Here is a 22186-nt window from a genome sequence, read left to right on the forward strand (position 1 = left end):
CCAGCCTATCTTTTCATAAGCTGAAATTTTTTTAAGTTTTACAAAACAGTCTAGGCTCATTAGTATTTTAACGGCCTTTTTGGTAAGATGAGGAATAGAAAATGATAAGGAAAGAAGGAAACTAATTGACGAAAAACGAAAGAGAAAAAGTCATTCTTGTAGGGTGTCAGCTAACAGATGATACAGAACAGTTTTTGTACTCTATGGAGGAGTTAAAGTCATTGACTGAAACAGCGCAAGGAGAGTCTTTAGCGATGATTACGCAGAAGAGAGAACGCGTTCATCCTGGCACCTATATTGGTAAAGGAAAAGTAGAGGAATTACAAAGACTCGAGGAAGAGTTGGAGCCTGATATTATTATTTTTAATGATGAGCTATCCCCGAGTCAGATTCGAAACTTATCCGCTGGGATGTCTGCCCGTGTAATCGACCGCACGCAGTTGATCCTTGATATATTTGCCCGTCGCGCCCGTTCAAGGGAGGGGCAGCTGCAAGTGGAGCTCGCACAGCTTCAATATTTACTGCCGCGGCTTGCAGGACAGGGAACGGCGCTTTCCCGTCTTGGTGGTGGAATTGGTACGAGAGGTCCCGGAGAAACGAAGCTGGAAAGTGACCGTCGTCATATCCGCCGTCGTATTGACGAGATTAAGCGGCAGCTCCAAACAATTGTTCATCATCGTGAGCGGTATCGCAGCCGGCGCAAAAAAAATAAAGCATTTCAGATCGCTCTTGTCGGTTACACAAATGCTGGGAAATCAACGCTGTTTAACCGGTTGACTGCCGCTGATTTACTCGAGGAAAACCAGTTATTTGCCACGCTTGACCCTTTAACGCGGAAATTAGTGCTGCCAAGCGGGTATCAAGCGATTTTGACAGATACTGTTGGGTTTATTCAAGATTTGCCGACAACACTAGTCGCAGCTTTTCGTTCTACGCTTGAAGAGGTGAGTGAAGCGGATTTATTATTGCACGTCGTAGACAGCTCTAATCCTGACTTTATGCAGCACCAGCGGACCGTAAGGGATTTACTGCAACAGTTAGAGATGGATCATTTGCCAGAGTTGACAGTTTATAATAAAAGAGATGTACAGCATGGGGAATTTGTTCCTTCTTCAGACGCAGAAAACATCCTGATCAGTGCTGTCAATGAAGAGGACCGCCTAAAATTAAAAGAAGTAATTGAGGGCATGATGAAAGAGCAAATGTCTCCATATAATGGCCGGATTCCATCCTCTGCCGGTAAGCTGATTGCTCAGCTTAAAACGGAAACGATTGTAGATTCAATCGATTTTGATGAAGAAAATCAATTTTATCGTGTAAAAGGATTTGCTTCTAAGGATCATCCGATCACTGGAGAAATTATTAAATACACATAATGTAGAGGGAGAACACGCATGTTTGAATTATTAACACAAGGAAAAACGATACAGCCAATAGCTGAGGAGGCTGAAGCGCAGATTGCCGGGGTACACCGAGATATAGAAAAAACGGCTGAGTTAAACCAATTCCGGGTGCTCCAAAGTTTTAGGAAGCACCGGGTAAGTGAATTTCACTTTACGCCATCTACAGGCTACGGCTATGATGATAGCGGCCGAGATACACTTGAAAACATTTATGCCGATGTGTTTGGAGGAGAAGCGGCCCTTGTCCGCCCGCAGATTATCTCGGGGACACACGCTATTTCTATTGCTTTATTCGGCATATTGCGTCCTGGTGACGAACTTCTTTATATCACAGGCGATCCATATGACACATTAGAAGAAATAGTTGGGATTTCCGGTAAAGGAAATGGCTCATTAAAGGAATTCGGCATTTCTTATCGCAGTGTTCCGCTTGCTGAGAGCGGCCGCCCGGATTTTGACGCGATTCAAGCGGCGATTAAACCAAATACGAAAATGATTGGTATTCAGCGCTCTAAAGGATATGCGGTTCGTCCGTCTTTCACAATTGCGGATATTCAAGAAATGATTCAGTTTGTGAAGAAAATTAAAAGCGATGTCATTGTGTTTGTTGATAATTGTTACGGAGAATTTACGGAGGACCGCGAGCCTTGCCATGTCGGGGCAGACCTTATGGCTGGATCATTAATTAAAAATCCGGGAGGCGGTCTTGCCAAAACAGGTGGTTACATAGCAGGAAAGGCAGAGCATGTAGAGAGCTGTTCTTACCGAATGACGTCACCGGGAATCGGTGCAGAAGCAGGAGCGAGCTTGTACAGCCTGCAAGAAATGTATCAAGGGTTCTTTCTGGCTCCGCATGTTGTAGCAGAGAGTTTGAAAGGCGCTATTTTCACAGCAGCCATGCTAGAGAAAATGGGGATGAATACGTCTCCTAAATGGAATGAAAAAAGAACCGACCTCATTCAAGCTGTTCAATTCGATGATCGCGAGAAGATGGTGGCTTTTTGCCAGGCCATTCAAAGCGCTTCTCCCGTCAACTCTCATGTGACTCCATATCCAAGCTATATGCCGGGCTATGAAGACGATGTCATTATGGCAGCAGGAACCTTTGTCCAAGGAGCAAGCATTGAGCTGTCTGCCGATGGGCCGCTGCGCCCGCCTTTTGCTGCTTATGTGCAGGGCGGGCTAACGTATGCCCACGTAAAGATTGCCGTCTGCTATGCGTTAAATGAATTAATAGAAAAAGACTTATTATAAAAAACGACTGCCAAAAGCAAAAGACTTTTGGCAGCTTCATCAACAGCGGTTATGAACATTAGAGCTTTCTAGAAAGTTATTTTACCGAACAGGATGCAATAGAGCTTAGACTAGACGCAGTCTAAGTTCTTTTTGTGCATGATACGTGTCTGCTGTTTATCGTAGGAATGAAAGGTGAGGTGTTAAAGATGATAACTGGTTTGTGTGAGGCGTGTCAAAGAAACGAAATCAATGTGATAGAAGCGTGCGATGACCCCGATCAGCCATATAAATTATGTAATCAATGTCACGATAGGCTATTAAAATATTCATTACGCCCTATTGAATGGTATAACTTAGCGGTTGTCCATTCTCCCAATAAATTTTCATTGCACGATGACTTTTACGGAGAAGACGGAGAAGCTTGCCAACCGGAGGAAGATATAGTTGTAACTAAAAAAGATAAAGCACCAGCATTAGGAGACGTTCGAAATGACTTAGAATCCTTATTAGATTTTTCAATAACTAGATGGTTTCTTGAGGGTGATGTAATAAATGCCCTTAAAAAACATGATACCCACAAGACCTTAAGTTCCGTAAAAGCAAGGTTTTATGGAACAGAGAATTACGAAGTGAAATTTCGAATGCTAGAAGCAGCAGCCGATGTTCTAGGTGCTTCTGCTTCGGGATGGGTAAGGAAACTTTGGGAGAATTATGACGAAGAGTTCCTTTATCCAATTTCTTGGGCAACAGCCAGCAGCTTACCGACCGAAGAGGGATTAAATAATATATTTGGGAAACTGAAATTAGTAAGTGAAAAGGAATTGCCGATAGCGGCTTTTACCTGCCTGTACCGTTTTCGTTCGATTATTATACTTGATTGGATTGAGTCAGCTTGCACAATTTTTAACGACAATTGGGGAAGGTTGGCAGCCGTGTGTTTTCCAACGTGGGAGCGAATGAAATCTTGGCTAAACCAAGGAAGACCTTTAAGTTTAATTGCACTGGATACAATGGCGAACTGTGTTAAAGGTTATGGCGATATTTATGTTGAGCAATTTTCTCCTAGGATACTTGCGACAGACAAAGATGAAGTAGATCAAATATTAAATGATTATTATCAAAACGATGGTGTTCCTCGTGTCAAAATGAAAGTAGCCAGAATAGTGGAGAACAAACAAGAAATATTTGAATAAAACGTTTCAAAGCAAAAGGGCTATTTCGACAGCCCTTTCTTTAACTACCGATCACTTTAATAGAAGAAGCAGCAAAAAGCCCCTCTTATAAGGTGTCCGCGGTATCACCGCCAGCTCCTATTAAATAAAGGCGATGCCGCCTAATATAATCAATGCCAACGGCCCTAGTAATATGATCACATTCCCTGCAAATGAAAATTTTATCAGGGAACTATGCTCATAATCTTTCGAACTTTTTTGATCCATTATGATAGAAACGGAAAAAAGAGAAATTAGCGAGGTGGCGGCGGCAATAAAAGCAAAATAATCTGCTCGTACAAAATATAAGCTAACTACTAGTAAATCTAGAATAAATAATAAAACTAGAACCTTAGTTTGTTTCAAACCGATCCCTCCCTAGATACCAATAATTAACGCTATTTTGATGATTCTCTTATGAATGATTATTATTTTTATGAAAGTATGGAAGAAGAGACAAAAAAGGATTGCTGTAAAGCAGTCTTTTTTCTTTTCTAACTTTTTAAGAGTACACTGAGAAAAACAATGAAGAATATAAGGATTTTTTGATATCGACTAGTTGATATTCTAGGCAAATCGATGTTTTAGTGTTCCTAGGATGTTGATCCAATAGTAACTCGTATTCCGATTTATTCCAAATGATTAAAAAGCTATGTAAAAAGAAGAATATCTTGCAGCCCTTCTTTTTTATTCGAATTACTCGATCGACTTACAAACTTAGGAATTATACTGTTTGAAACAGAAGAGGTGTCAAAGGAGTGGCCATTATTTTCAAGTGAGAAGAAAGTTGATGATTTGCTAAAAATAAAATTCGAATTTATGAAGGGAGTGGTAATAGTGGATTGATTTATGTAAAATCTTGATTTTATCCTCTAGGTTGAAAATAAGCCGATTGAGCAGATCAAGCGAAAGTCAATCTTCTCCCAGACTGTAGCTATCAAAGGAAAAAGGATTTTTTTATAAAAAAATTTTCATGTTAGAAAAGCTAACATGGGTTTGACAGATAAAATCACAGGGTATAAAATAAACAACATGAAGAAAGGAGGGATCATTGATGAGCAGTAAAATTAGGCGTTCGATGCCTTTATTCCCGATAAGCACGGTCATGAAACTAACCGATTTATCCGCGAGGCAAATACGCTATTACGAAGAACATCAACTGATTCATCCAGAACGGACCGCAGGCAATCGCCGCCTCTTTTCTTTGTATGATATTGATCGTTTGCTCGAGATTAAAGACCTGCTGGATGAAGGGATTAACATGGCAGGAGTGAAAAGAATTTTATTGAGGGAAGATGAGAGCATACATAATCAATTAAAAGCCGATTTACAAAAAGAGAAAAAGGTTTCTAGCGATGAAGAAGTAAGAAAATTATTGCGCAAGGAATTTATTAACGCTGGGCGTTTTTACCGAAACGATCTCCCGCCCGGAGACCGATTTCGTTATTTTCATTAAATAAACACACCGTATGATTTTGAGGAGGAATTATTTTTATGGGCAAGTACACAAAAGAAGACATTATGAATTTAGCGAGAGAGGAAAACGTTAAATTCATCCGCCTGCAGTTTACTGATATTTTAGGAACGATTAAAAACGTGGAAATTCCGGTAAGCCAATTGCCAAAAGCACTTGATAATAAAATGATGTTTGATGGATCTTCTATTGAAGGATTCGTGCGGATTGAAGAATCTGATATGAACCTTTATCCAGACCTTGATACGTGGGTAGTGTTCCCATGGACAGCTGAAAAAGGAAAAGTGGCTCGTTTAATTTGTGATATTTATATGCCAGATGGCACACCTTTTGCTGGGGATCCGCGCAGTAACTTAAAGAGAATTTTAAAAGAAATGGAAGAGCTTGGCTTCTCTAATTTTAACTTAGGACCTGAGCCTGAATTTTTCCTTTTTAAATTAGATCAAAACGGCGAGCCGACATTAGAGCTTAATGATAACGGCGGTTACTTCGATTTAGCGCCGACAGATCTTGGTGAAAACTGCCGTCGCGATATCGTGCTTGAGCTAGAAGAAATGGGCTTTGAAATCGAAGCTTCTCACCATGAAGTGGCACCAGGCCAGCATGAAATTGACTTTAAATATGCAGATGCCCTAACAGCTTGTGATGAAATTCAAACATTTAAACTTGTTGTTAAAACCATTGCCAGAAAACATGGTTTGCATGCGACTTTCATGCCGAAGCCATTGTTCGGCGTAAGTGGATCAGGCATGCACTGCAACATGTCTCTGTTTAAAGATGGCAAAAACGCATTCTATGATGAAAATGGCGAACTGCAATTAAGTGAAACAGCTTACCAATTTATCGCAGGCACCATCAAACATGCGAAAGGATTTACAGCTATTACGAACCCGACTGTCAATTCTTACAAGCGTCTCGTACCTGGTTATGAAGCACCTTGTTATGTTGCTTGGTCTGGCCAAAACCGCAGCCCGCTTATCCGTATTCCATCCGCACGCGGCATGAGTACACGTGTAGAAGTGCGCAGCGTAGACCCAGCAGCAAATCCATACTTAGCGATGGCTGTTCTTCTGCAAGCAGGACTAGACGGTATTAAAAATAGTATGACACCACCGCCTGCTGTTGACCGCAACATCTACACAATGAACGAAGAAGAAAGAGAGCGCGAAGGTGTAGAAGATCTTCCGGGCACACTAGCAGAAGCGCTTCGCATGCTGAAGAAAGACGAAGTGATTCAAGCAGCACTCGGTGATCATATTCTTGAACATTTCATTGAAGCAAAAGAAATCGAATGGGATATGTTCCGCACACAAGTTCATCCTTGGGAACGTGAACAATATATTCAAATGTATTAAGAGTGAAAAAACCCTTGAGCCTTTTGGTTCAAGGGGTTTTTGCGGTTGGGTGGAAAAAGTTTGATGGATGCTTTTATGCACGTTACTTTTTGATGAATGGATGGCTAAATTTCTATCATTTTGGATGGTTAACACTTTTGTATGTCCATATACAATGAAAGTGTTTTAACGTATTGAACAAATTATACTATTAATGAATATGCCTATATAATGAGAGGTGTGTATACTTTGAGTGATTCCTATATGAGTCTTGCTATTGCATTAATTATTATTCTCGTAGTAATGGCTGGTGTTTCTACTCTTTTATTAACAGGGAAAGGCGACGAAGATTATAGAAATAAAACAAGCCGAAACACGATGAACTTAAGCTTGATTTATCTTGTGGTCCTGGTCCTTTCTTTTATGGCTGTTGGGGTGTACATCAAATGGTTTGCTTAAATTAAACGTGTTGTATATTCTATGCCTATCGTCTTTATCAGACGATAGGTTCCTTTTTTGGCAAGAGGGGATACTACTCAAGGAAAGTGTATTGTATTGCTTATAACTTCAGAAGCAACTAAAGTTTGTCTATTCAATTAAGTAAAGGGGAGGGCTGACTAGATGGATTGGAAACCAGATAGAAAAGCCAAAAAGCCTATTTATAAGCAGCTTGCTGAATATATTGAAAATGGAATAGTCGACGGAACCTTTCCTCCAGACAAACCTTTGCCGTCAGAAAGGCAATTGGCTAGTGAATTAGGTGTTAATAGAAGTACAATAGTATCAGCGTACGATGAATTAGAGGCAAATGGATTGATTGAAAGAAAAAGAGGAAAAGGGACAACAATCAGTAAGGATATTTGGGGGATTACTAAAAAACGTGTACCAAGCTGGAATCGGTATGTTGAAGCCGGATCGTTTTTACCTAATTTACCTGTGACACAAAGAATTCGCAAAGAAATGACGGCTCAAAAATTAATTAATTTGGCTAGTGGAGAACTGTCAGAGGACCTCTTTCCAACAAACTCTTTGCAGGAAATTATGTCGTCGAAAGTTTTTTCCGGAAGTCTCGGTTACGATCATCTTCAAGGCAGTGAAACGTTAAGAGAGACGATTGCCAAACACATGAAAGCTTATCGAGAAATTGAGACGAATCCTTCCTCTATTTTGATTACCTCCGGTGCACAGCAGGCTTTGCACTTGGTGGTACAGTGTCTCTTGAAACCAGGTGATGCCATTGCCTTAGAGGAGCCATCCTATCACTATGGCCTCCCAGTGTTCAAATCTGCAGGATTAAGGTCTTTTTTCTTGCCTGTAGACAAGGACGGGATAAATCCTGATGATTTACTCTCTTTACATATGAAACATCGGATTAAGATGATATTTTTAAATCCTGCCTTTCAAAATCCAACTGGTGCCTTTCTTCATAAAAATCGCCGAAAACAAATACTTGAATTATCGTCTGAATATGGAATTCCAGTGGTTGAAGATGACCCTTACAGTTTAACGTCTTTCACAGGGGAAGGTGCCTCTCCTGTGAAATCCATGGATCATCATGGGAACGTTTTATATATTAGTTCTTTATCAAAAGTTGTTGCTTCTGGCTTAAGAATTGGATGGATTATCGGCCCGAAGCCGGTAATTGAAAGATTGGCAGATGCCAAGCAGCAAGTAGATTTCGGACATGGGAGTTTTACGCAATGGATTGCAAACGAATTTCTAGAATCTGATCATTTTAACAGCCATATTAGAAATTTAGTTAAACAGCTGAAGAAGAGACGAGATCAAATTGTCACAAGTTTAGAGTCTTATTTAGAGGGACAAGTTGACTTTCAGGTCCCTGAAGGAGGCATTCATTTGTGGTGCAGGTTAAAGAAGGAACATAATGAGCTGCTATTACTGGAGGAGTCAATCAAGAGAGGAGTTGTTTATGTTCCTGGATCAACCATGGGATCAAGCAAAGGATATGTCCGTTTCACCTACGCAAGAGAAACGGAAGAGGGCATAGCCGAAGGAATCAAAAGATTTGCAGCTGCTTTTCATACGATTTAGGAAGAAAATGAGCTATACGAGGATCGTCACTCTCTTGTTTGGAGGGGGTGGGTAGGCAAAACAGTTCTACGTTGAGGGATGATATATATATGTAAATGAACGGATGGATAATATAGTGTATTAAATTGTATAGGAAGACTTCTCTTTTATTGCATCTATATTAAAATTCTTAGTTGAAATAACAAATTTTTGTAGGCAATCAGATCGAAGGCTATAAGAAACAATTTTTTCCTTGTACTGCTTTACTACATCCACGTGATCATCGTACCTATAAACAAAGAGATGCACATCTTTGTTGCTTCTTTGTATGTTGATAACAAACGGAATAATAGTAGTCTCTGGGTGTAGAAAAAATTTTTCATTACCTGGAAACACATCATATTCTTTTAAAAATGCAGCGTCGTTAAAATAGTTAATAAATCTAATTTTTTCTCTTTCTTCTAAGGGCTGTTCGTTAAATGTGATACTAACCTCTTCTGGATTCAGTTTTGGGTGAAGGGCGAATTTATTTAAAATCCATCCTACGATTGCACTTGGAGGGCTCATTAATAATTTAATCATGCACCCAATCGCTAATGAAATAGCAACAGTCCACGTCATATCGGATCAACTCCTTGAGTAATGATGTTAAGTAACTAATTTATCTGGAGCTACTTGTTTTAAGCATTGATGTATAGATTAGGGCTATCACAAAATATAATAAGGTAATTGTTAATGTAACGAACCATCCAATTCTCCAGTGTTTTACCCAACCACTTAATTGGAACGTTTTATTTTTCCGGGTTTAATAAATAAAATGTAAGAAGGTTGTAATGATCACTTACTATGTAAATTAATTCTCTTCTTGCCTATATTCTTTTTGAAAGCCTCATGCTAAAATGAAAAAAATGGGTAGAAAGCGGGACTTTTTGCATATGGCTAATTCTAAATTAGAGGATGTTCGGAGGAGAATAGTAAAAACATTTCATAGAGATGATTTCAAGGAAAATGAGGATTTTGTTAAATCGAATACCATTCTTTTAATGCATAGATTGAAAATAACGTCTATTATTTTACTCGTTTTATATGCTTATTACTTATACGTGGACACTGTTTTATTTAAAGATCTTAAAGATGCTAGTTATAGATATACGCTTATAGCGATCCATTTGGCTGGTTTTCTTTTATCCACTTTTTATCTCTGTTTTTATCGTATGATTAAAAATAAGGAGTCGTTTTTAACATCAAAAGGACTGGCTTTCATTATTAATACGTATGTTTTATTTTATGTTTTAATGGGCGCCATTGCTTCTCTTAATAGTCAAAGATTGACAGGAAATGTCGATGCCTATGCCATTATCATTATTAGTGTTGCCGCTATACTTCCTATAAGACCGACACATACATTTTTTATTTTCTTGTTCAGCCATATTGCTTTTCTTATAGGCCTTTCTATCATAAGTGAAGATAAGTACATTGTTATCACCAAACAAATTAATACAACCGTTGCCGCAATGATAGCCTTTTTTATTGTAGTGACGCTTTATTCAAATAGAAGAAAGGATTTTATGAATGAAGTAAAAATAAAAAAGAATGAAGAGAGTTTTCGAAAGTTATTTGATGTAAATCCATATCCGCTCATTCTCACTACCATCCATGACGGCAAAATTGTGTTGATGAATCAAAGAGCTAAGGATTTTTATCAACAAGTATTTGAGCAGAAAGAGCAAGCGGATGGAACACTCATCTATAAAGATTTGGAAGAAAGGTTAACTATCGTTAACAACCTTATTAAATATGGAAGCATAAAAAATCATATTATAGAGCAAAAAGCAGCTTTTAATTCGACGAGATGGCTTTCTGTTAATTATGAGTTGATTGATTATGCGAATGAGAAGCATATTCTAGTGGGGATAACCGATATAACAAATTTTAAAGAAGTAGAAAGTGAACTTAGGAAACATGCTTCAGTGGATATGCTGACTGGTATAATAAATAGAAGAAGCGGAATGGAAATTTTACAAAATGCATGTTTAAATGCGCAAAACCAATACATGGAGTTTATTTTGTGCTTTATTGATATAAACAATCTAAAAGAGGTAAATGATCGACACGGCCATTCTGAAGGGGATAATTTAATCAAGACGGTTTGTGGGGAAATTACCAAGCATATAGAAAAAGAAGACGTCTTTTTTCGGTATGGCGGAGATGAATTTATCATCGTCTTTTTTAATAAGCAAATGTCTGACGTCCATAAAATATGGGATACTATAATGAATGATTTTGAAGAAATGAAGCGATTACAGAATAAGCCATATAACATCTCAGTTAGCTATGGATGCTATTATTATAAAACGGGAACGAATGTTTCTGTAGAAGAAGCTGTTGAGCTTGCAGATATAGAAATGTATAAAGAAAAATCTAAATCTAAACAAAATAAATATTCAATCTAGAATATAGTGGAGAGGATAGAGAAAGTCTACTTTGTCTACCATTTTTCATATGAAAAGGTGGCTGTGTTTAGAATGCAAGTCCACCCTCAAGAACGTAAAACATACACTTACATGAAGCCCTTGTGCGAAAATCACATCAAGGGCTTTTCTTGTAGTAAAATTAAAGGCTTTTATCAAAAGTGGTTTTAGTCTCTTTAGGCAATGGTTTGCTAAATAAGAAAGAACGCATATCAATTACAATATGAAGAATGATCGGAAACAAAAGGGAGCCGGTCGCTAAATAGGAACGAGCCAATACGAAGCCGATTAACCCTGTGAGAAGGAAGCCTTTCCACCCTTGATAAATGTGAGCAAAACCGAAAATAACAGCAGAGATAATCATGATTTGAAGAGTGCTCATTTCGATTGACCAGTTTGATAGGTAATGAATCACAAACCCCCGGTAAATAATTTCTTCACAAATCCCAGCGGTCACTGCTACAAAAATAGATACATTTCTCTCCGATGTACTCGTGGGAAGCAAATAATCAATTTCTGATACTTGCTTATTTAATAGCTTTTGGTAAAAAGGAAGTTTCATTAGAACAAAGATTAAAACGGCAACCCCTGTGAGAAAGCCGAAAATCATTCCTAAAACCTCTGAACGATGCTGATCTGGAAAGGTTAGACCTATATCTTTAAGAGTTGTAGCAAAAAGGGAGGTAAATAAAAGAATGATAGCGACTACTGTCCATTCTGAATAGATGACGAATTTAAAATAGCGTAATCTTGAAGCAGCATCCTTTTTCTCCTTTAACGTCTTTGTATATTTTACGTCTAGGAAAGGATAGATAAAAATAAGAAATATCAATAACAAAGATCCAAAAATAAACAACGACATATAAGTATCCTCCTAATTTATGTACCAATTATCTCATGAAAAGGAAAGAGAATACAACTAACTGCCTATATCTAGTGTGATAAGGCATACTTTTAGACATGCTCATTATTTTTTCCTGAAGGATCTTTTAATTTTTCAATGCTGTGGCAAGACATGACGTTTTCTGCTTTTCTCGTTATAGTAGGAATGGGGAGAATAAAATACTTCACAATAAAGGGGATAAGTAAATGATCGAAAAGCGCTTTGATTCTTCATATGAGTATGTTCGTCAGCTTGATCAACAAGATAAGCTCGCACCATTTCGCAAGGAATTTTATCTTCAAGAGGGGAGTATCTATCTTGATGGGAATTCGTTAGGGGTGCTATCGAAACGGGCAGAAAAATCGTTACTCAATTTGCTGGATTCATGGAAACGATTTGGTATTGATGGTTGGACTGAAGGGGATGAACCGTGGTACAACCTTTCCGAACGGTTAGGAGAAAAAGTAGCGCCATTAGTCGGGGCAAATGCTGAAGAAGTCGTCTTAACTGGTTCTACCACGACCAATCTGCATCAAATGGTCGCCACCTTTTATGAACCGAGAGGCGAAAGAACAAAAATACTGGCGGATGAACTTACTTTTCCTTCTGATATATATGCACTGCAAAGCCAGCTTAGGATGAAAGGCTATAATCCAGAAACGCATCTAATCCGTGTAAAAAGCCGGGATAAGCGTTTAATCGAAGAGGAGGATGTAATTAAAGCGATGACAGAAGAAGTTGCTTTAATCGTTTTATCAAGTGTCCTCTATCGAAGCGGACAAATTCTGGATATAAAGCGTCTCACAAAAGCAGCCCATGAGCGTCGTATTCTCATTGGCTTTGATCTTTGCCATTCGATTGGGACAATGGAACACCAGTTGAGTGAATGGGAAGTAGATTTTGCAGTTTGGTGCACGTATAAATACTTAAACGGTGGACCAGGCAGTATTGGCGGGTTATATGTAAATAAAAAACACTTTGGCAAATCGCCGGGTCTTGCCGGATGGTTTGGTTCGAATAAAGACAAACAATTTGATATGGAGCATACGATGATACCGGCAGAAACGGCAGGCGCCTATCAAATTGGAACACCCCATATATTAAGTGTGGCGCCATTGATTGGTTCGCTGGACATTTTCGCGGAAGCTGGTATAGCAAACCTTCGAAAGAAGTCTTTATGTATGACAAGCTATATGATGAAGCTAATTTCCCGGGAATTAGCGGGTGTGCACTTTAACATAGGCAACCCGTTAGAGGATAAAAGACGCGGGGGGCACATTTATTTGGAACATAAAGAAGCAGCGCGGATTTGCAAGGCGCTAAAAGTGAATGGGGTGATCCCGGATTTTCGGGCGCCGAATGGCATTCGTTTTGCTCCTGTTCCTTTATATAATTCGTATGAAGATGTATGGAAAGCCGTGCGAATTTTAAAGAAGGTTATGGAAGAAGGACAATACAAGCAATTTGAAAATGAACGCGGCATTATTGCGTAATAGATAGAAAGCTTAATCGGGGGGATTGTTCTGTCTCTGGCCTTTGAATGGTCAGGGGCTTTTTTATGTCATTCTAGTAATCTAGCTATCCCTTGACTTCAAGATATATGGAAGTAACACGGTTACGCTCTTTTTAAAAAATATTATTATTTCTTAACTAGAACAATCATATCGTCTTCGGTTTGGTCATAGGATAGATTAACACTCTAGTATTCTTCTAAAAAGATAAAACTCCTTTTAGCAACGGGAGCAAAAAGGAGCTTACCTTGTTATTAATGAATATCTCGGTAGACACCAATGACTTTTCCGAGAATAGTAGCGGAAGACAAAATGATCGGTTCCATAGATGAATTTTCAGGTTGAAGGCGAATAAAGTCTTTTTCTTTAAAGAAGCGTTTCACAGTTGCTTCATCGTCTTCGGTCATGGCTACAACGATGTCGCCATTCTTGGCTGTCTGCTGTTGGCGTACAACAACATAATCGCCGTTCAAAATTCCTGCCTCAATCATACTATCACCCATAATTTCCAGCATAAATACGTGTTCATCGGCTGGTGCAAGCCGCTCTGGCAAAGGGAAGTATTCTTCAATATTTTCGATGGCGGTAATCGGCATTCCTGCTGTTACTTTCCCGATTAATGGCACATTGATTACTTTTTGTCTCGGTACCATTTCTTCTATTTCTAATATTTCGATAGCACGCGGTTTGGTTGGATCGCGGCGGATTAGCCCTTTGCTCTCTAGGCGAGCAAGATGGCCGTGAACAGTAGAACTGGATGCGAGTCCGACGGCTTCACCAATTTCCCGCACAGAAGGCGGATAGCCTTTTGATTTGACTTCAAGCTTTATAAAGTCCAAAATATCCTGCTGCCTCTTTGATAATTTAGTCATTTGTCAGCACCTCTTAGATTTTATCTATTTCCTGTATTATACCATGTCGGTTTTTAGGATACAAACATAAGTTCGAATAAAATCTTGACACAAACAGATGTTCTTACTAAAATAAGAATAACATACGAACGAGTATTCGCTTAAAGGGGATGTTTAGTGGTGAAAGTATTTGTTAAAGAGAATTTTTTTGTTCTTTTATTTATGACTGTTACAATAATAGCGGGAATAATGCTAATCTTTAGTATGAGTGAAGACCAAATTCCTTACAAAGAAATCACTGTACAAGAAGGAGATTCTCTCTGGAGCATCGCGAAAGAGTATAATAGCGGACAAGAAATGAAAGAAGAAGACTTTATCATGTGGATACAAAAAGAAAACAGGCTGCACTCTGTGAAAATATTGCCGGGAGATACTCTTGTTATCCCGATTGTTTCGCACTCCTCTCACACCGGAGGCCAAGTTGCATTTAAAGGGGAGTAATATAAGTGAAAGCGATTATTTATTGCCGTGTCAGTACTAAAAAGGAAACTCAAGAAACCTCACTTCAGCGTCAGGAAGAAGAACTGCTGAGTCTTGCTGCAAGAAAGGGATATGAAGTAGCCGCTGTAATTAAAGAGCAGGTGAGCGGCTATGAGCTGGACAGGCCGGGAATGCTTGATTTATTGGATCAAGTAAAAAAAGAACCGATTGATGCTGTGCTCATCCAAGATGAAACGAGAATTGGAAGAGGCAACGCAAAGATCGCTTTATTGCATTGCTTGTTTAAAGAGGAAGTAAAAGTATTCAGTATTGCGGACGACGGTGAATTACAGCTTTCTGAATCAGATTCTATGGTTATTCAAATTGTGAGTATGGTAGAGGAGTACCAGCGGAAAATTCACAATTTAAAAATAAAACGGGGGATGAAGAGAGCTGTCGAAAACGGCTTTCGTCCGGAAGAGAATTTAAAAAACAGAGGAAATCCGGCCGGCAGGGAAAGAAAAGAAGTACCAATAGAAGAAATTGTCCGTCTGCGCCGCAATAATTTAACGTTTGAGGAGATAGCCGCGACTTTAAAAGGGTTTGGCTATCAAGTATCTAAGGCAACCGTTCATAGAAGATTTAAAGAATATGCCGAACAAGCTGAAGAAGAGCTTGAATAGGCATCTTTCTTGTTTGTTCCTTCTCTTTTTAATACAATAAAGCCATCAATAAAATGAAGAAGAAGAAAGGAGAGTCTGCTAATTTTAAAACTGGATTAGCAGTAACCCCAACTATGCTTTCTGAAGAGAAACTTGCCCGTATTAATGAACTTTCTAAGAAATCAAAAACGGAAGGATTAACTCCTGAGGAAAAGGTCGAGCAGACGAACTTGCGTCAGGAATATTTAACTGCCTTTCGTACCTCAATGAAGAATACGGTGGAAACAGTCCGGATTTTTGATCCTGAAGGCAATGAAGTAACGCCTAAAAAAATTAAAGATATTCAAAATCGAAAAAAAATGCATTAAAAGAGCTGGCCTAAACCAGCTCTTTTTGCTATTTAAATAAAATAAACAAGATGAATTGTAAGGTAAAACGCTGTGATTAGAAGAGAATAAGCAACACAAACAAGCGAACAATAAAGAAAGAAGCTGTTTGTCAACAGCTTGATCCAATAGATCTTCGCAGACATCTTGTATATTTTGAGAAACACCTATATATTAAGAAGGAACAATATTTGTAATGAAAGGGAGTTTTCCATGTTTGATACAGTTGATCAGCTAGCAGTGAATACGATCCGCACGCTTTCCATAGATGCGATTGAAAAAGCAAATTCCGGACACCCTGGTTTGCCGATGGGGGCTGCTCCAATGGCTTATACGCTTTGGAGCCGTTATATGAACCACAATCCTAAAAATTCAAAGTGGTTTAACCGTGACCGTTTCGTTTTATCAGCGGGCCATGGATCTATGCTTCTATATAGCCTGCTGCATTTATCAGGTTATGACTTATCAATGGATGAAATTAAGAATTTCCGTCAATGGGGCAGCAAAACACCAGGACATCCAGAATACGGACATACAGATGGTGTGGAGGCAACGACAGGTCCGCTTGGACAAGGAATTGCGATGGCTGTAGGTATGGCAATGGCTGAAAGACACCTGGCTGCCGTTTACAATAAGGATCAGTATAAAGTAGTAAACCATTATACATACACACTTTGCGGTGATGGAGACTTGATGGAAGGAGTGGCTTCTGAAGCTGCATCTCTTGCCGGCCACTTGAAGCTTGGCCGTTTAATCGTTCTGTACGATTCGAACGATATTTCTCTTGACGGCGAACTGAATAAATCTTTCTCTGAAAGCGTAGAAGACCGCTTTAAAGCATATGGATGGCAATACCTCCGCGTGGAAGATGGAAACAACATGGAGGAGATTGCGAAAGCGATTGAAGCAGCACAGCAGGATGAAACACGTCCGACAATGATTGAAGTAAAGACTGTGATCGGCTATGGTTCCCCTAATAAATCAGGCAAGTCCGATGTGCATGGTGCTCCGCTTGGTGAAGATGAACTAAAATTAACGAAAGAAAATTATAAATGGACATTTGAACAAGATTTCCATGTGCCTGAAGAGGTATACAGTCGTTTTGAGGAGTCGATTGTTCAAAGAGGAAAAGCAGTTGAACAAGAGTGGGAGCAGTTGTTTGCAGAATATAAAAAGCAATTTCCTGAGCTTGGACAACAGCTTGAAGCCGCTATTAATGGCGAGCTAGCGGAAGGCTGGGATCAAGATATCCCAACTTATGAAGAAGGAAAGGCTTTAGCGAGCCGTGCTTCATCAGGAGAAGTGTTAAATGCGATTGCTAAAAATCTTCCAACTTTCATTGGTGGATCGGCTGACTTGGCGGGTTCTAATAAAACAACGATTAAAAATGAGAAAGACTTTTCATCAGTTGCTTATGAGGGCCGTAACATTTGGTTCGGCGTTCGGGAGTTTGCAATGGGAGCTGCTATGAATGGCATGGCCCTCCATGGCGGACTGCAAGTGTTCGGCGGCACATTCTTCGTGTTCTCTGATTATGTCCGTCCAGCAATGCGTCTTTCTGCTTTAATGGGATTGCCTGTCACATATGTATTTACTCATGACAGTATCGCGGTAGGAGAAGACGGCCCAACGCATGAGCCGATTGAGCATTTGTCTGCCCTCCGTTCTATGCCGAATCTTTCTGTGATCCGTCCAGCAGATGGAAATGAAACAGCAGCCGCTTGGAAGTTAGCCGTTTCATCTAAATCAACACCGACTGTTCTCGTGTTGACTCGCCAAAATCTGCCGACGATCCAAGGCACTTCCGAAACAGCAGAAGAAGGAGTAGCTAAAGGAGCATACGTTGTGTCTGCAGCTCAAAAAGAGCAAGCTGATTTACTGTTATTGGCTACAGGATCAGAAGTCAGCTTAGCAGTAGAAGCGCAAAAAGTGCTTCAACAAGAAGGAATTGATGCGGCGGTTGTCAGCATGCCGTCATGGGACCGTTTTGAAAAGCAAAGCACAGAATATAAGCGTTCTGTTCTTCCAAAAGAAGTGAAAAAGCGTCTTGCTATCGAAATGGGTGCTTCTCTAGGCTGGGAACGTTATACAGGGGATGAAGGAGATATGATCGCGATTGACCAATTCGGTGCCTCTGCCCCAGGAAACAAGGTTATAGAAGAATACGGATTTACGGTTGAAAATGTCGTATCCCGAGCAAAAGCTTTGTTAAATAAGTAAGAAAATAGATATAGAAGGCCGGTTTGCCCGTGGAGCAAACTGGCTTTTTCGTATAGGAAACAAACTTTGCGATTCCGGAATCGCCTATTAGAACCGAATCGACAAAACTAGTGAACGTTTTTTCCAAAATTCAACAACTTTGATAAGGGTTCTTTCTTATAATGAGGAAAAGGACAAGCAGGAGGTAAAATTAATGAGAACCTATCAAATTTATTGGATTGGAGAAGAATTCGCTCATTACTTTTACGGGCGTGAGCAAAACTTTTTTCAGTTGTTTTTTGAAAGCTCTACGGGAAAGAAAAATGAAAAAAGTATAGTAGAGAAACAAATTCAATACATTACGAAAGAATTTTCAATGCGGTCTCTTGCCTCTGTTTTAAAAGAAGCCTTAATGGATAAAGACAGCTTTGCCGTCGAAAAAAATAATCTTTTCACGATTGAGCTTCCAGAAAAGAAAGGAAAAGCGATGTTATCCGCTGAAGAGAAATGTTTGCATTTAAAAGCGTTAGGGAGTTATGAAGCGGAAACTGTTTTCTTTTATTCCCTAAAAAAATTGAATGCTTGTTTGTTTGCTGTCGATTTTGAACGCAAGAATTATGGCTGGCTTGCGCCGATTAAGAAAGAAAATTTATTTAAGTAAAGAAAATTTCTCTTTCATGTTGTATAATGTCTTTTGGTTTAGTAAACTTTTAGTAGACGACATGAAGGAGGAAGTAGTTTATGTGGTATGTACTCGTCGGGATTCTGGCTTTAGCTGCCGGAGTTGCGCTAGGATTTTTTATAGCCCGTAAATACATGATGGACTATTTAAAGAAGAATCCGCCAATTAATGAACAAATGCTGCGAATGATGATGATGCAAATGGGCCAAAAGCCTTCGCAGAAAAAAATAAATCAAATGATGGCACAAATGAACAAGCAATTTGATAATAAATAAATGGCGCTCAGTTATGAGTGCTTTTATTTTTAGATTTTGTAAAAATGAACGCAAAAAATGAGCAGATGTGATTTAAACTCTGCTCATTTTTAATTTGGCATTTGTTTTGGATAAAAAGGGGGAGAGGAATGAACGTATTTGCGGTCATAGTCATTTAATAAAAGATCAAGCTCTTGGCTACATTTTACGGCAAGCGGAGAGTTTAATCCTTTAATGGTGACAATCTGAAATAGCTCCAACCGCTTTTTCTCGATAGCATCCAATAGGTCGTCTTTGTGCACGGCAGAAGGTCCTTTCTATAATAATAATTGGGAAGTGTTTATCGGTTTCTCTAGTATACCCAATCTTTTACTTTTTTTCAAAAACAAAGTTATTCCTTTTAAGAATTTTCTTTTTCTTCAAAAGTAAGCAGACACAAATTATTCATATCTCTTTTTTTCGATTCCTGCTTAAAACTTTGTTACAATATCAATGAAAGGCAGGAGGTTTCATTGAACGATCTTAACTTTTTTTTAGCCTTCGGTGCAGGGTTTCTCAGTTTTATTTCGCCATGCTGCTTGCCACTTTATCCCGCATTTCTTTCTTATATTACCGGCATGAGTGTCAGTGAACTAAAAAATGAGAATAAAATGCTGCAACGGAGGAGTTTGCTGCATACGCTCTTTTTCTTGCTGGGATTTTCTCTAATATTTATATCTTTAGGCTTTGCCTCAAGCTTTGTCGGCAATATTTTGTCACAATATCAAGATTTGATTAGGCAAATCGGTGCCATCTTTATTGTCTTTTTTGGTTTAGTCGTTACAGGTATCTTACAGCCAAAGTTTATGATGACGGAGCGAAGACTGGAATTTAAAAACCGTCCGGGAGGCTACTTAGGTTCGCTGTTAATAGGCCTCGCTTTTGCTGCTGGTTGGACGCCGTGTACAGGCCCAATTCTCCTGTCTGTATTTGCTCTAGCAGCAAGCAATCCGGGATCAGGACTTTTATATATGATTGCTTATACGCTAGGGTTTTCCATTCCCTTCTTTATCCTTTCTTTCTTTATCGGACGGATGAAGTGGATTCGGAAACATAGCGGGGTCATTATGAAAGTGGGCGGTTACATTATGATTGTAATGGGGATTGTCCTGTTCTTCGATTGGATGACAAAGATTATTATATTCCTAAGTCCGTTGTTTGGGGACTTCACTGGATTTTAATTTTGCTTATGTATTAGATTGCCTTCCTCTCTATAAACATGTATTATTTATGATAAAGAGAGTCGTAACATTATTTCCCAGTGGAGAGGGAGGCATTCGGCCAGTGGCAGGGGTATTAGTCGTAGATGATACAAAATTTATGAGAATGACATTGATAGATATGCTAACAAATTTACAGCATGAAGTTTTAGGAGAAGCTGAAAACGGTGAGGAAGCGGTGCAGCAATATCAAAAATTGAAGCCAGATATTGTAATTATGGATATTACGATGCCTGTCATGAATGGTATTCAAGCTTCCGAGAAAATCCTATCAGAATTTCCTGAAGCAAAAATTATTATTTGTTCAGCTATGGGGCAGCAGAAAATGGTAATGGAAGCAATTGAAGCGGGAGCAAAAGACTTTGTTACCAAGCCCTTCGATGAGGTTCGTGTAAATGAAGCATTACGCCGTTTGCTTGATTAAGCTGTTTTCACAGAAAACAGCTTTTGTCTTTTCATGAAAAATTGATTATAATAACTTAGCAAATGTTTAAGATAAGGAATGATGAAGATGATGCTCTTTGCTTCATCCGTTTTAGCGGTAGTTATGGGGATCACAGTCATATTTGTTCGTATGAAAGCTGCGAAGAAACCCACTTCGGCTAATAAAATTATGCTGCCGCCACTTTTTATGAGTACAGGAGCCTTAATGTTTGTCCTGCCGGAGTTTAGGGTGACTCCGTCGGAATTATTGGAAGCCGTAGCCGTAGGCATGTTGTTTTCCATTTTATTAATTAAAACTTCAAATTTTGAAATTCGCGATGATGATATTTATTTAAAGCGGTCAAAAGCCTTTCCGATTATTTTAATTAGTTTATTAATTATCCGAATTGTCGGCAAGGTCGTATTAAGCTCCACTATTCACCTTGGTCAATTAAGCGGAATGTTTTTTATTCTTGCTTTTTCAATGATTGTTCCATGGCGGATTGCTATGTATCGACAATATCGCAGCCTGCGGACAAAATTAGATGAAGAGTCACTTAATGAAAATCCACTTTCATGAAAAAGAAGCTTGTGCTATTGCCACAAGTTCTTTTGAGAGTACAGACAAAGTCTAGTTTCAATATCTAAGGTTAATTAAAAATGCTTGTCTTTCGAGGCGCGAAGCCTGGCGAGGAGCAGAGTGACCATGAGGGTCATGAGCACCGTAGCTAGGCGAGCAGCGAAGAAAGAGAGCGTTTGTCAACAGCCTGAAAAGAGCTTGCGCTATTGCCGCAAGCTCTTTTTTTAAAATAAGTGTTTATAAGGAGTGAAATCAATTTTCATTTCATTTAGTTTTTTACGTAAAAACTTATGATCTCTTTTCGGAGTAGCCACAATATATCCCCGTATGACTAAATCTTGTGTAATCTTTCTTGCTTTTTCTTCTAACGCCAATTCACCGATTTTTCCAGCAATCTTCTGGCGTGCCACATCCCGAAAAAGTTCAGGTACGGGACTGACTAATTCTTCTAACAACTCTTTCTCCGGCTGATTCCACAGTTTTCTTGTCTGAGCCACATAATATTCTTCCCAATCCATGTCTGATTTTCCATCTGATTTAGGCAGCCGTTTTAAAAATTTGCGAAACATAAAAAATCCGCCGATGGCAAAACTGCCAACTAGGATGATAACCCATAAAAGTATAAAGTAAGAAAACCAACCTTGCAGCATGACGCTAACCTCCAAGTTTCTCTTCTATCGCTACTAATTATAGACAAAGGAGAAAATGGATACAACCGTAAATACTGGCCTCTTACTAAAATATAACAGCTTTTAAGCATGAAAAATTCAATATACTGTCCGTTTACAGAAAGAAAAGCAATTTGCTTTCTTGATAATTTTCGATACTATGAAGAGAGAGACTTGATTAGAGGTGA

General features: G+C 39.0%; 24 protein-coding genes. 18 read left to right on the plus strand and 6 right to left on the minus strand.

Annotated elements, in window-relative coordinates; translation table 11 throughout:
- The first annotated feature begins 125 nt into the window (after nt 1–125).
- The 3 genes from hflX (at nt 126) to AC623_RS06640 (ending at nt 3832) form a co-directional block, all read left to right on the plus strand.
- Entirely contained in the window at nt 126–1376 is a 1251-nt protein-coding gene (gene hflX / locus AC623_RS06630) for a GTPase HflX (RefSeq protein ID WP_049661669.1), read from the plus strand.
- An 18-nt stretch (nt 1377–1394) separates the two neighbouring features.
- Nucleotides 1395–2657, plus strand: a complete 1263-nt coding sequence (locus AC623_RS06635) for a methionine gamma-lyase family protein (protein ID WP_049661670.1) — start codon at nt 1395–1397, stop codon at nt 2655–2657.
- A gap of 188 nt (nt 2658–2845) precedes the next feature.
- Complete coding sequence (locus AC623_RS06640) at nt 2846–3832, plus strand: hypothetical protein (RefSeq protein ID WP_049661672.1); 987 nt, start codon at nt 2846–2848, stop codon at nt 3830–3832.
- A 120-nt stretch (nt 3833–3952) separates the two neighbouring features.
- On the opposite strand, the gene AC623_RS06645 is transcribed toward AC623_RS06640, so the two are convergent.
- A complete protein-coding gene (locus tag AC623_RS06645) occupies nt 3953–4216 on the minus strand; it encodes a hypothetical protein (RefSeq protein ID WP_049661675.1) in 264 nt (87 codons plus the stop codon).
- A gap of 688 nt (nt 4217–4904) precedes the next feature.
- Between AC623_RS06645 and AC623_RS06650 the strand changes: the two genes are divergently transcribed.
- The 4 genes from AC623_RS06650 to pdxR all read left to right on the plus strand — a co-directional run bounded on the left by AC623_RS06650 (nt 4905) and on the right by pdxR (nt 8710).
- Entirely contained in the window at nt 4905–5306 is a 402-nt protein-coding gene (locus tag AC623_RS06650) for a MerR family transcriptional regulator (protein ID WP_049661677.1), read from the plus strand.
- Between the two features lie 38 nt (nt 5307–5344).
- The gene (gene glnA, locus AC623_RS06655) at nt 5345–6679 is read left to right on the plus strand and encodes a type I glutamate--ammonia ligase (RefSeq protein WP_049661678.1); all 1335 of its coding nucleotides are present in this window, start codon (nt 5345–5347) and stop codon (nt 6677–6679) included.
- Between the two features lie 228 nt (nt 6680–6907).
- Nucleotides 6908–7117, plus strand: a complete 210-nt coding sequence (locus tag AC623_RS06660; RefSeq protein WP_231603387.1) for a hypothetical protein — start codon at nt 6908–6910, stop codon at nt 7115–7117.
- Between the two features lie 162 nt (nt 7118–7279).
- A complete protein-coding gene (gene pdxR / locus AC623_RS06665; protein WP_049661681.1) occupies nt 7280–8710 on the plus strand; it encodes a MocR-like pyridoxine biosynthesis transcription factor PdxR in 1431 nt (476 codons plus the stop codon).
- Nucleotides 8711–8830: 120 nt separating this feature from the next.
- On the opposite strand, the gene AC623_RS06670 is transcribed toward pdxR, so the two are convergent.
- The gene (locus AC623_RS06670) at nt 8831–9310 is read right to left on the minus strand and encodes a YfmQ family protein (protein ID WP_049661682.1); all 480 of its coding nucleotides are present in this window, start codon (nt 9308–9310) and stop codon (nt 8831–8833) included.
- Nucleotides 9311–9624: 314 nt separating this feature from the next.
- Here AC623_RS06670 and AC623_RS06675 point away from each other — a divergent pair, with 314 nt between their 5' ends.
- Nucleotides 9625–11142, plus strand: coding sequence for a GGDEF domain-containing protein (locus AC623_RS06675; RefSeq protein ID WP_049661683.1), 1518 nt, complete (start codon nt 9625–9627; stop codon nt 11140–11142).
- 160 nt (nt 11143–11302) lie between these two features.
- On the opposite strand, the gene AC623_RS06680 is transcribed toward AC623_RS06675, so the two are convergent.
- Nucleotides 11303–12022: a CPBP family intramembrane glutamic endopeptidase gene (locus AC623_RS06680; RefSeq protein WP_049661685.1), complete on the minus strand. Its 720-nt coding sequence runs from the start codon at nt 12020–12022 to the stop codon at nt 11303–11305.
- Between the two features lie 227 nt (nt 12023–12249).
- Between AC623_RS06680 and kynU the strand changes: the two genes are divergently transcribed.
- Nucleotides 12250–13536: a kynureninase gene (gene kynU, locus AC623_RS06685; RefSeq protein WP_049661686.1), complete on the plus strand. Its 1287-nt coding sequence runs from the start codon at nt 12250–12252 to the stop codon at nt 13534–13536.
- Nucleotides 13537–13808: 272 nt separating this feature from the next.
- On the opposite strand, the gene lexA is transcribed toward kynU, so the two are convergent.
- Nucleotides 13809–14426 (minus strand): transcriptional repressor LexA, encoded by a 618-nt coding sequence (gene lexA / locus AC623_RS06690; RefSeq protein WP_049661688.1) that lies wholly within the window; start codon nt 14424–14426, stop codon nt 13809–13811.
- 159 nt (nt 14427–14585) lie between these two features.
- Here lexA and yneA point away from each other — a divergent pair, with 159 nt between their 5' ends.
- The 6 genes from yneA (at nt 14586) to AC623_RS06720 (ending at nt 19089) form a co-directional block, all read left to right on the plus strand.
- Nucleotides 14586–14906 (plus strand): cell division suppressor protein YneA, encoded by a 321-nt coding sequence (yneA, locus tag AC623_RS06695; protein WP_156187001.1) that lies wholly within the window; start codon nt 14586–14588, stop codon nt 14904–14906.
- A gap of 5 nt (nt 14907–14911) precedes the next feature.
- On the plus strand, nt 14912–15568 hold the full coding sequence (locus AC623_RS06700; protein WP_049661690.1) for a YneB family resolvase-like protein: 657 nt from the start codon (nt 14912–14914) through the stop codon (nt 15566–15568).
- Between the two features lie 113 nt (nt 15569–15681).
- On the plus strand, nt 15682–15915 hold the full coding sequence (locus AC623_RS06705; protein WP_049661692.1) for a DUF896 domain-containing protein: 234 nt from the start codon (nt 15682–15684) through the stop codon (nt 15913–15915).
- A gap of 231 nt (nt 15916–16146) precedes the next feature.
- A complete protein-coding gene (gene tkt, locus AC623_RS06710) occupies nt 16147–18153 on the plus strand; it encodes a transketolase (protein WP_049661693.1) in 2007 nt (668 codons plus the stop codon).
- A gap of 193 nt (nt 18154–18346) precedes the next feature.
- Nucleotides 18347–18793 carry a sporulation inhibitor of replication protein SirA gene (gene sirA, locus AC623_RS06715; protein ID WP_049661694.1) on the plus strand — a complete coding sequence of 149 codons (447 nt, stop codon included), beginning with the start codon at nt 18347–18349 and terminating at the stop codon, nt 18791–18793.
- An 80-nt stretch (nt 18794–18873) separates the two neighbouring features.
- Nucleotides 18874–19089 carry a YneF family protein gene (locus tag AC623_RS06720; RefSeq protein WP_049661696.1) on the plus strand — a complete coding sequence of 72 codons (216 nt, stop codon included), beginning with the start codon at nt 18874–18876 and terminating at the stop codon, nt 19087–19089.
- 89 nt (nt 19090–19178) lie between these two features.
- Here AC623_RS06720 and AC623_RS06725 read toward each other — a convergent pair whose 3' ends face one another.
- Nucleotides 19179–19370, minus strand: a complete 192-nt coding sequence (locus tag AC623_RS06725) for an aspartyl-phosphate phosphatase Spo0E family protein (RefSeq protein WP_049661697.1) — start codon at nt 19368–19370, stop codon at nt 19179–19181.
- Nucleotides 19371–19580: 210 nt separating this feature from the next.
- On the opposite strand from AC623_RS06725, the gene AC623_RS06730 reads away from it, so the two are divergent.
- From AC623_RS06730 to AC623_RS06740, 3 genes are all read left to right on the plus strand, one after another.
- On the plus strand, nt 19581–20288 hold the full coding sequence (locus AC623_RS06730) for a cytochrome c biogenesis CcdA family protein (RefSeq protein WP_049661698.1): 708 nt from the start codon (nt 19581–19583) through the stop codon (nt 20286–20288).
- A gap of 103 nt (nt 20289–20391) precedes the next feature.
- Nucleotides 20392–20751 (plus strand): response regulator, encoded by a 360-nt coding sequence (locus AC623_RS06735; protein WP_049661700.1) that lies wholly within the window; start codon nt 20392–20394, stop codon nt 20749–20751.
- A gap of 87 nt (nt 20752–20838) precedes the next feature.
- Nucleotides 20839–21330 (plus strand): CcdC family protein, encoded by a 492-nt coding sequence (locus tag AC623_RS06740; RefSeq protein WP_442853527.1) that lies wholly within the window; start codon nt 20839–20841, stop codon nt 21328–21330.
- Between the two features lie 224 nt (nt 21331–21554).
- Here the strand turns inward: AC623_RS06740 and AC623_RS06745 are convergent, their stop codons facing one another.
- Entirely contained in the window at nt 21555–21980 is a 426-nt protein-coding gene (locus AC623_RS06745; RefSeq protein WP_049661704.1) for a DUF2621 domain-containing protein, read from the minus strand.
- Nucleotides 21981–22186: the final 206 nt, after the last annotated feature.

The sequence above is a fragment of the Bacillus sp. FJAT-27231 genome, assembly GCF_001183975.1.
Classification (GTDB): Bacteria; Bacillota; Bacilli; order Bacillales; family Domibacillaceae; genus Pseudobacillus; species Pseudobacillus wudalianchiensis.

Bases quoted from the DNA above. Each gene is read 5' to 3' on its own strand.
- AC623_RS06635 (WP_049661670.1), top strand. From the start codon at position 1,395: ATGTTTGAATTATTAACACAAGGAAAAACGATACAGCCAATAGCTGAG.
- AC623_RS06640 (WP_049661672.1), top strand. From the start codon at position 2,846: ATGATAACTGGTTTGTGTGAGGCGTGTCAAAGAAACGAAATCAATGTG.
- AC623_RS06650 (WP_049661677.1), top strand. From the start codon at position 4,905: ATGAGCAGTAAAATTAGGCGTTCGATGCCTTTATTCCCGATAAGCACG.
- glnA (WP_049661678.1), top strand. From the start codon at position 5,345: ATGGGCAAGTACACAAAAGAAGACATTATGAATTTAGCGAGAGAGGAA.
- pdxR (WP_049661681.1), top strand. From the start codon at position 7,280: ATGGATTGGAAACCAGATAGAAAAGCCAAAAAGCCTATTTATAAGCAG.
- AC623_RS06670 (WP_049661682.1), bottom strand. From the start codon at position 9,310: ATGACGTGGACTGTTGCTATTTCATTAGCGATTGGGTGCATGATTAAA.
- AC623_RS06675 (WP_049661683.1), top strand. From the start codon at position 9,625: ATGGCTAATTCTAAATTAGAGGATGTTCGGAGGAGAATAGTAAAAACA.
- AC623_RS06680 (WP_049661685.1), bottom strand. From the start codon at position 12,022: ATGTCGTTGTTTATTTTTGGATCTTTGTTATTGATATTTCTTATTTTT.
- kynU (WP_049661686.1), top strand. From the start codon at position 12,250: ATGATCGAAAAGCGCTTTGATTCTTCATATGAGTATGTTCGTCAGCTT.
- lexA (WP_049661688.1), bottom strand. From the start codon at position 14,426: ATGACTAAATTATCAAAGAGGCAGCAGGATATTTTGGACTTTATAAAG.
- AC623_RS06705 (WP_049661692.1), top strand. From the start codon at position 15,682: ATGCTTTCTGAAGAGAAACTTGCCCGTATTAATGAACTTTCTAAGAAA.
- tkt (WP_049661693.1), top strand. From the start codon at position 16,147: ATGTTTGATACAGTTGATCAGCTAGCAGTGAATACGATCCGCACGCTT.
- sirA (WP_049661694.1), top strand. From the start codon at position 18,347: ATGAGAACCTATCAAATTTATTGGATTGGAGAAGAATTCGCTCATTAC.
- AC623_RS06720 (WP_049661696.1), top strand. From the start codon at position 18,874: ATGTGGTATGTACTCGTCGGGATTCTGGCTTTAGCTGCCGGAGTTGCG.
- AC623_RS06740 (WP_442853527.1), top strand. From the start codon at position 20,839: ATGATGCTCTTTGCTTCATCCGTTTTAGCGGTAGTTATGGGGATCACA.
- AC623_RS06745 (WP_049661704.1), bottom strand. From the start codon at position 21,980: ATGCTGCAAGGTTGGTTTTCTTACTTTATACTTTTATGGGTTATCATC.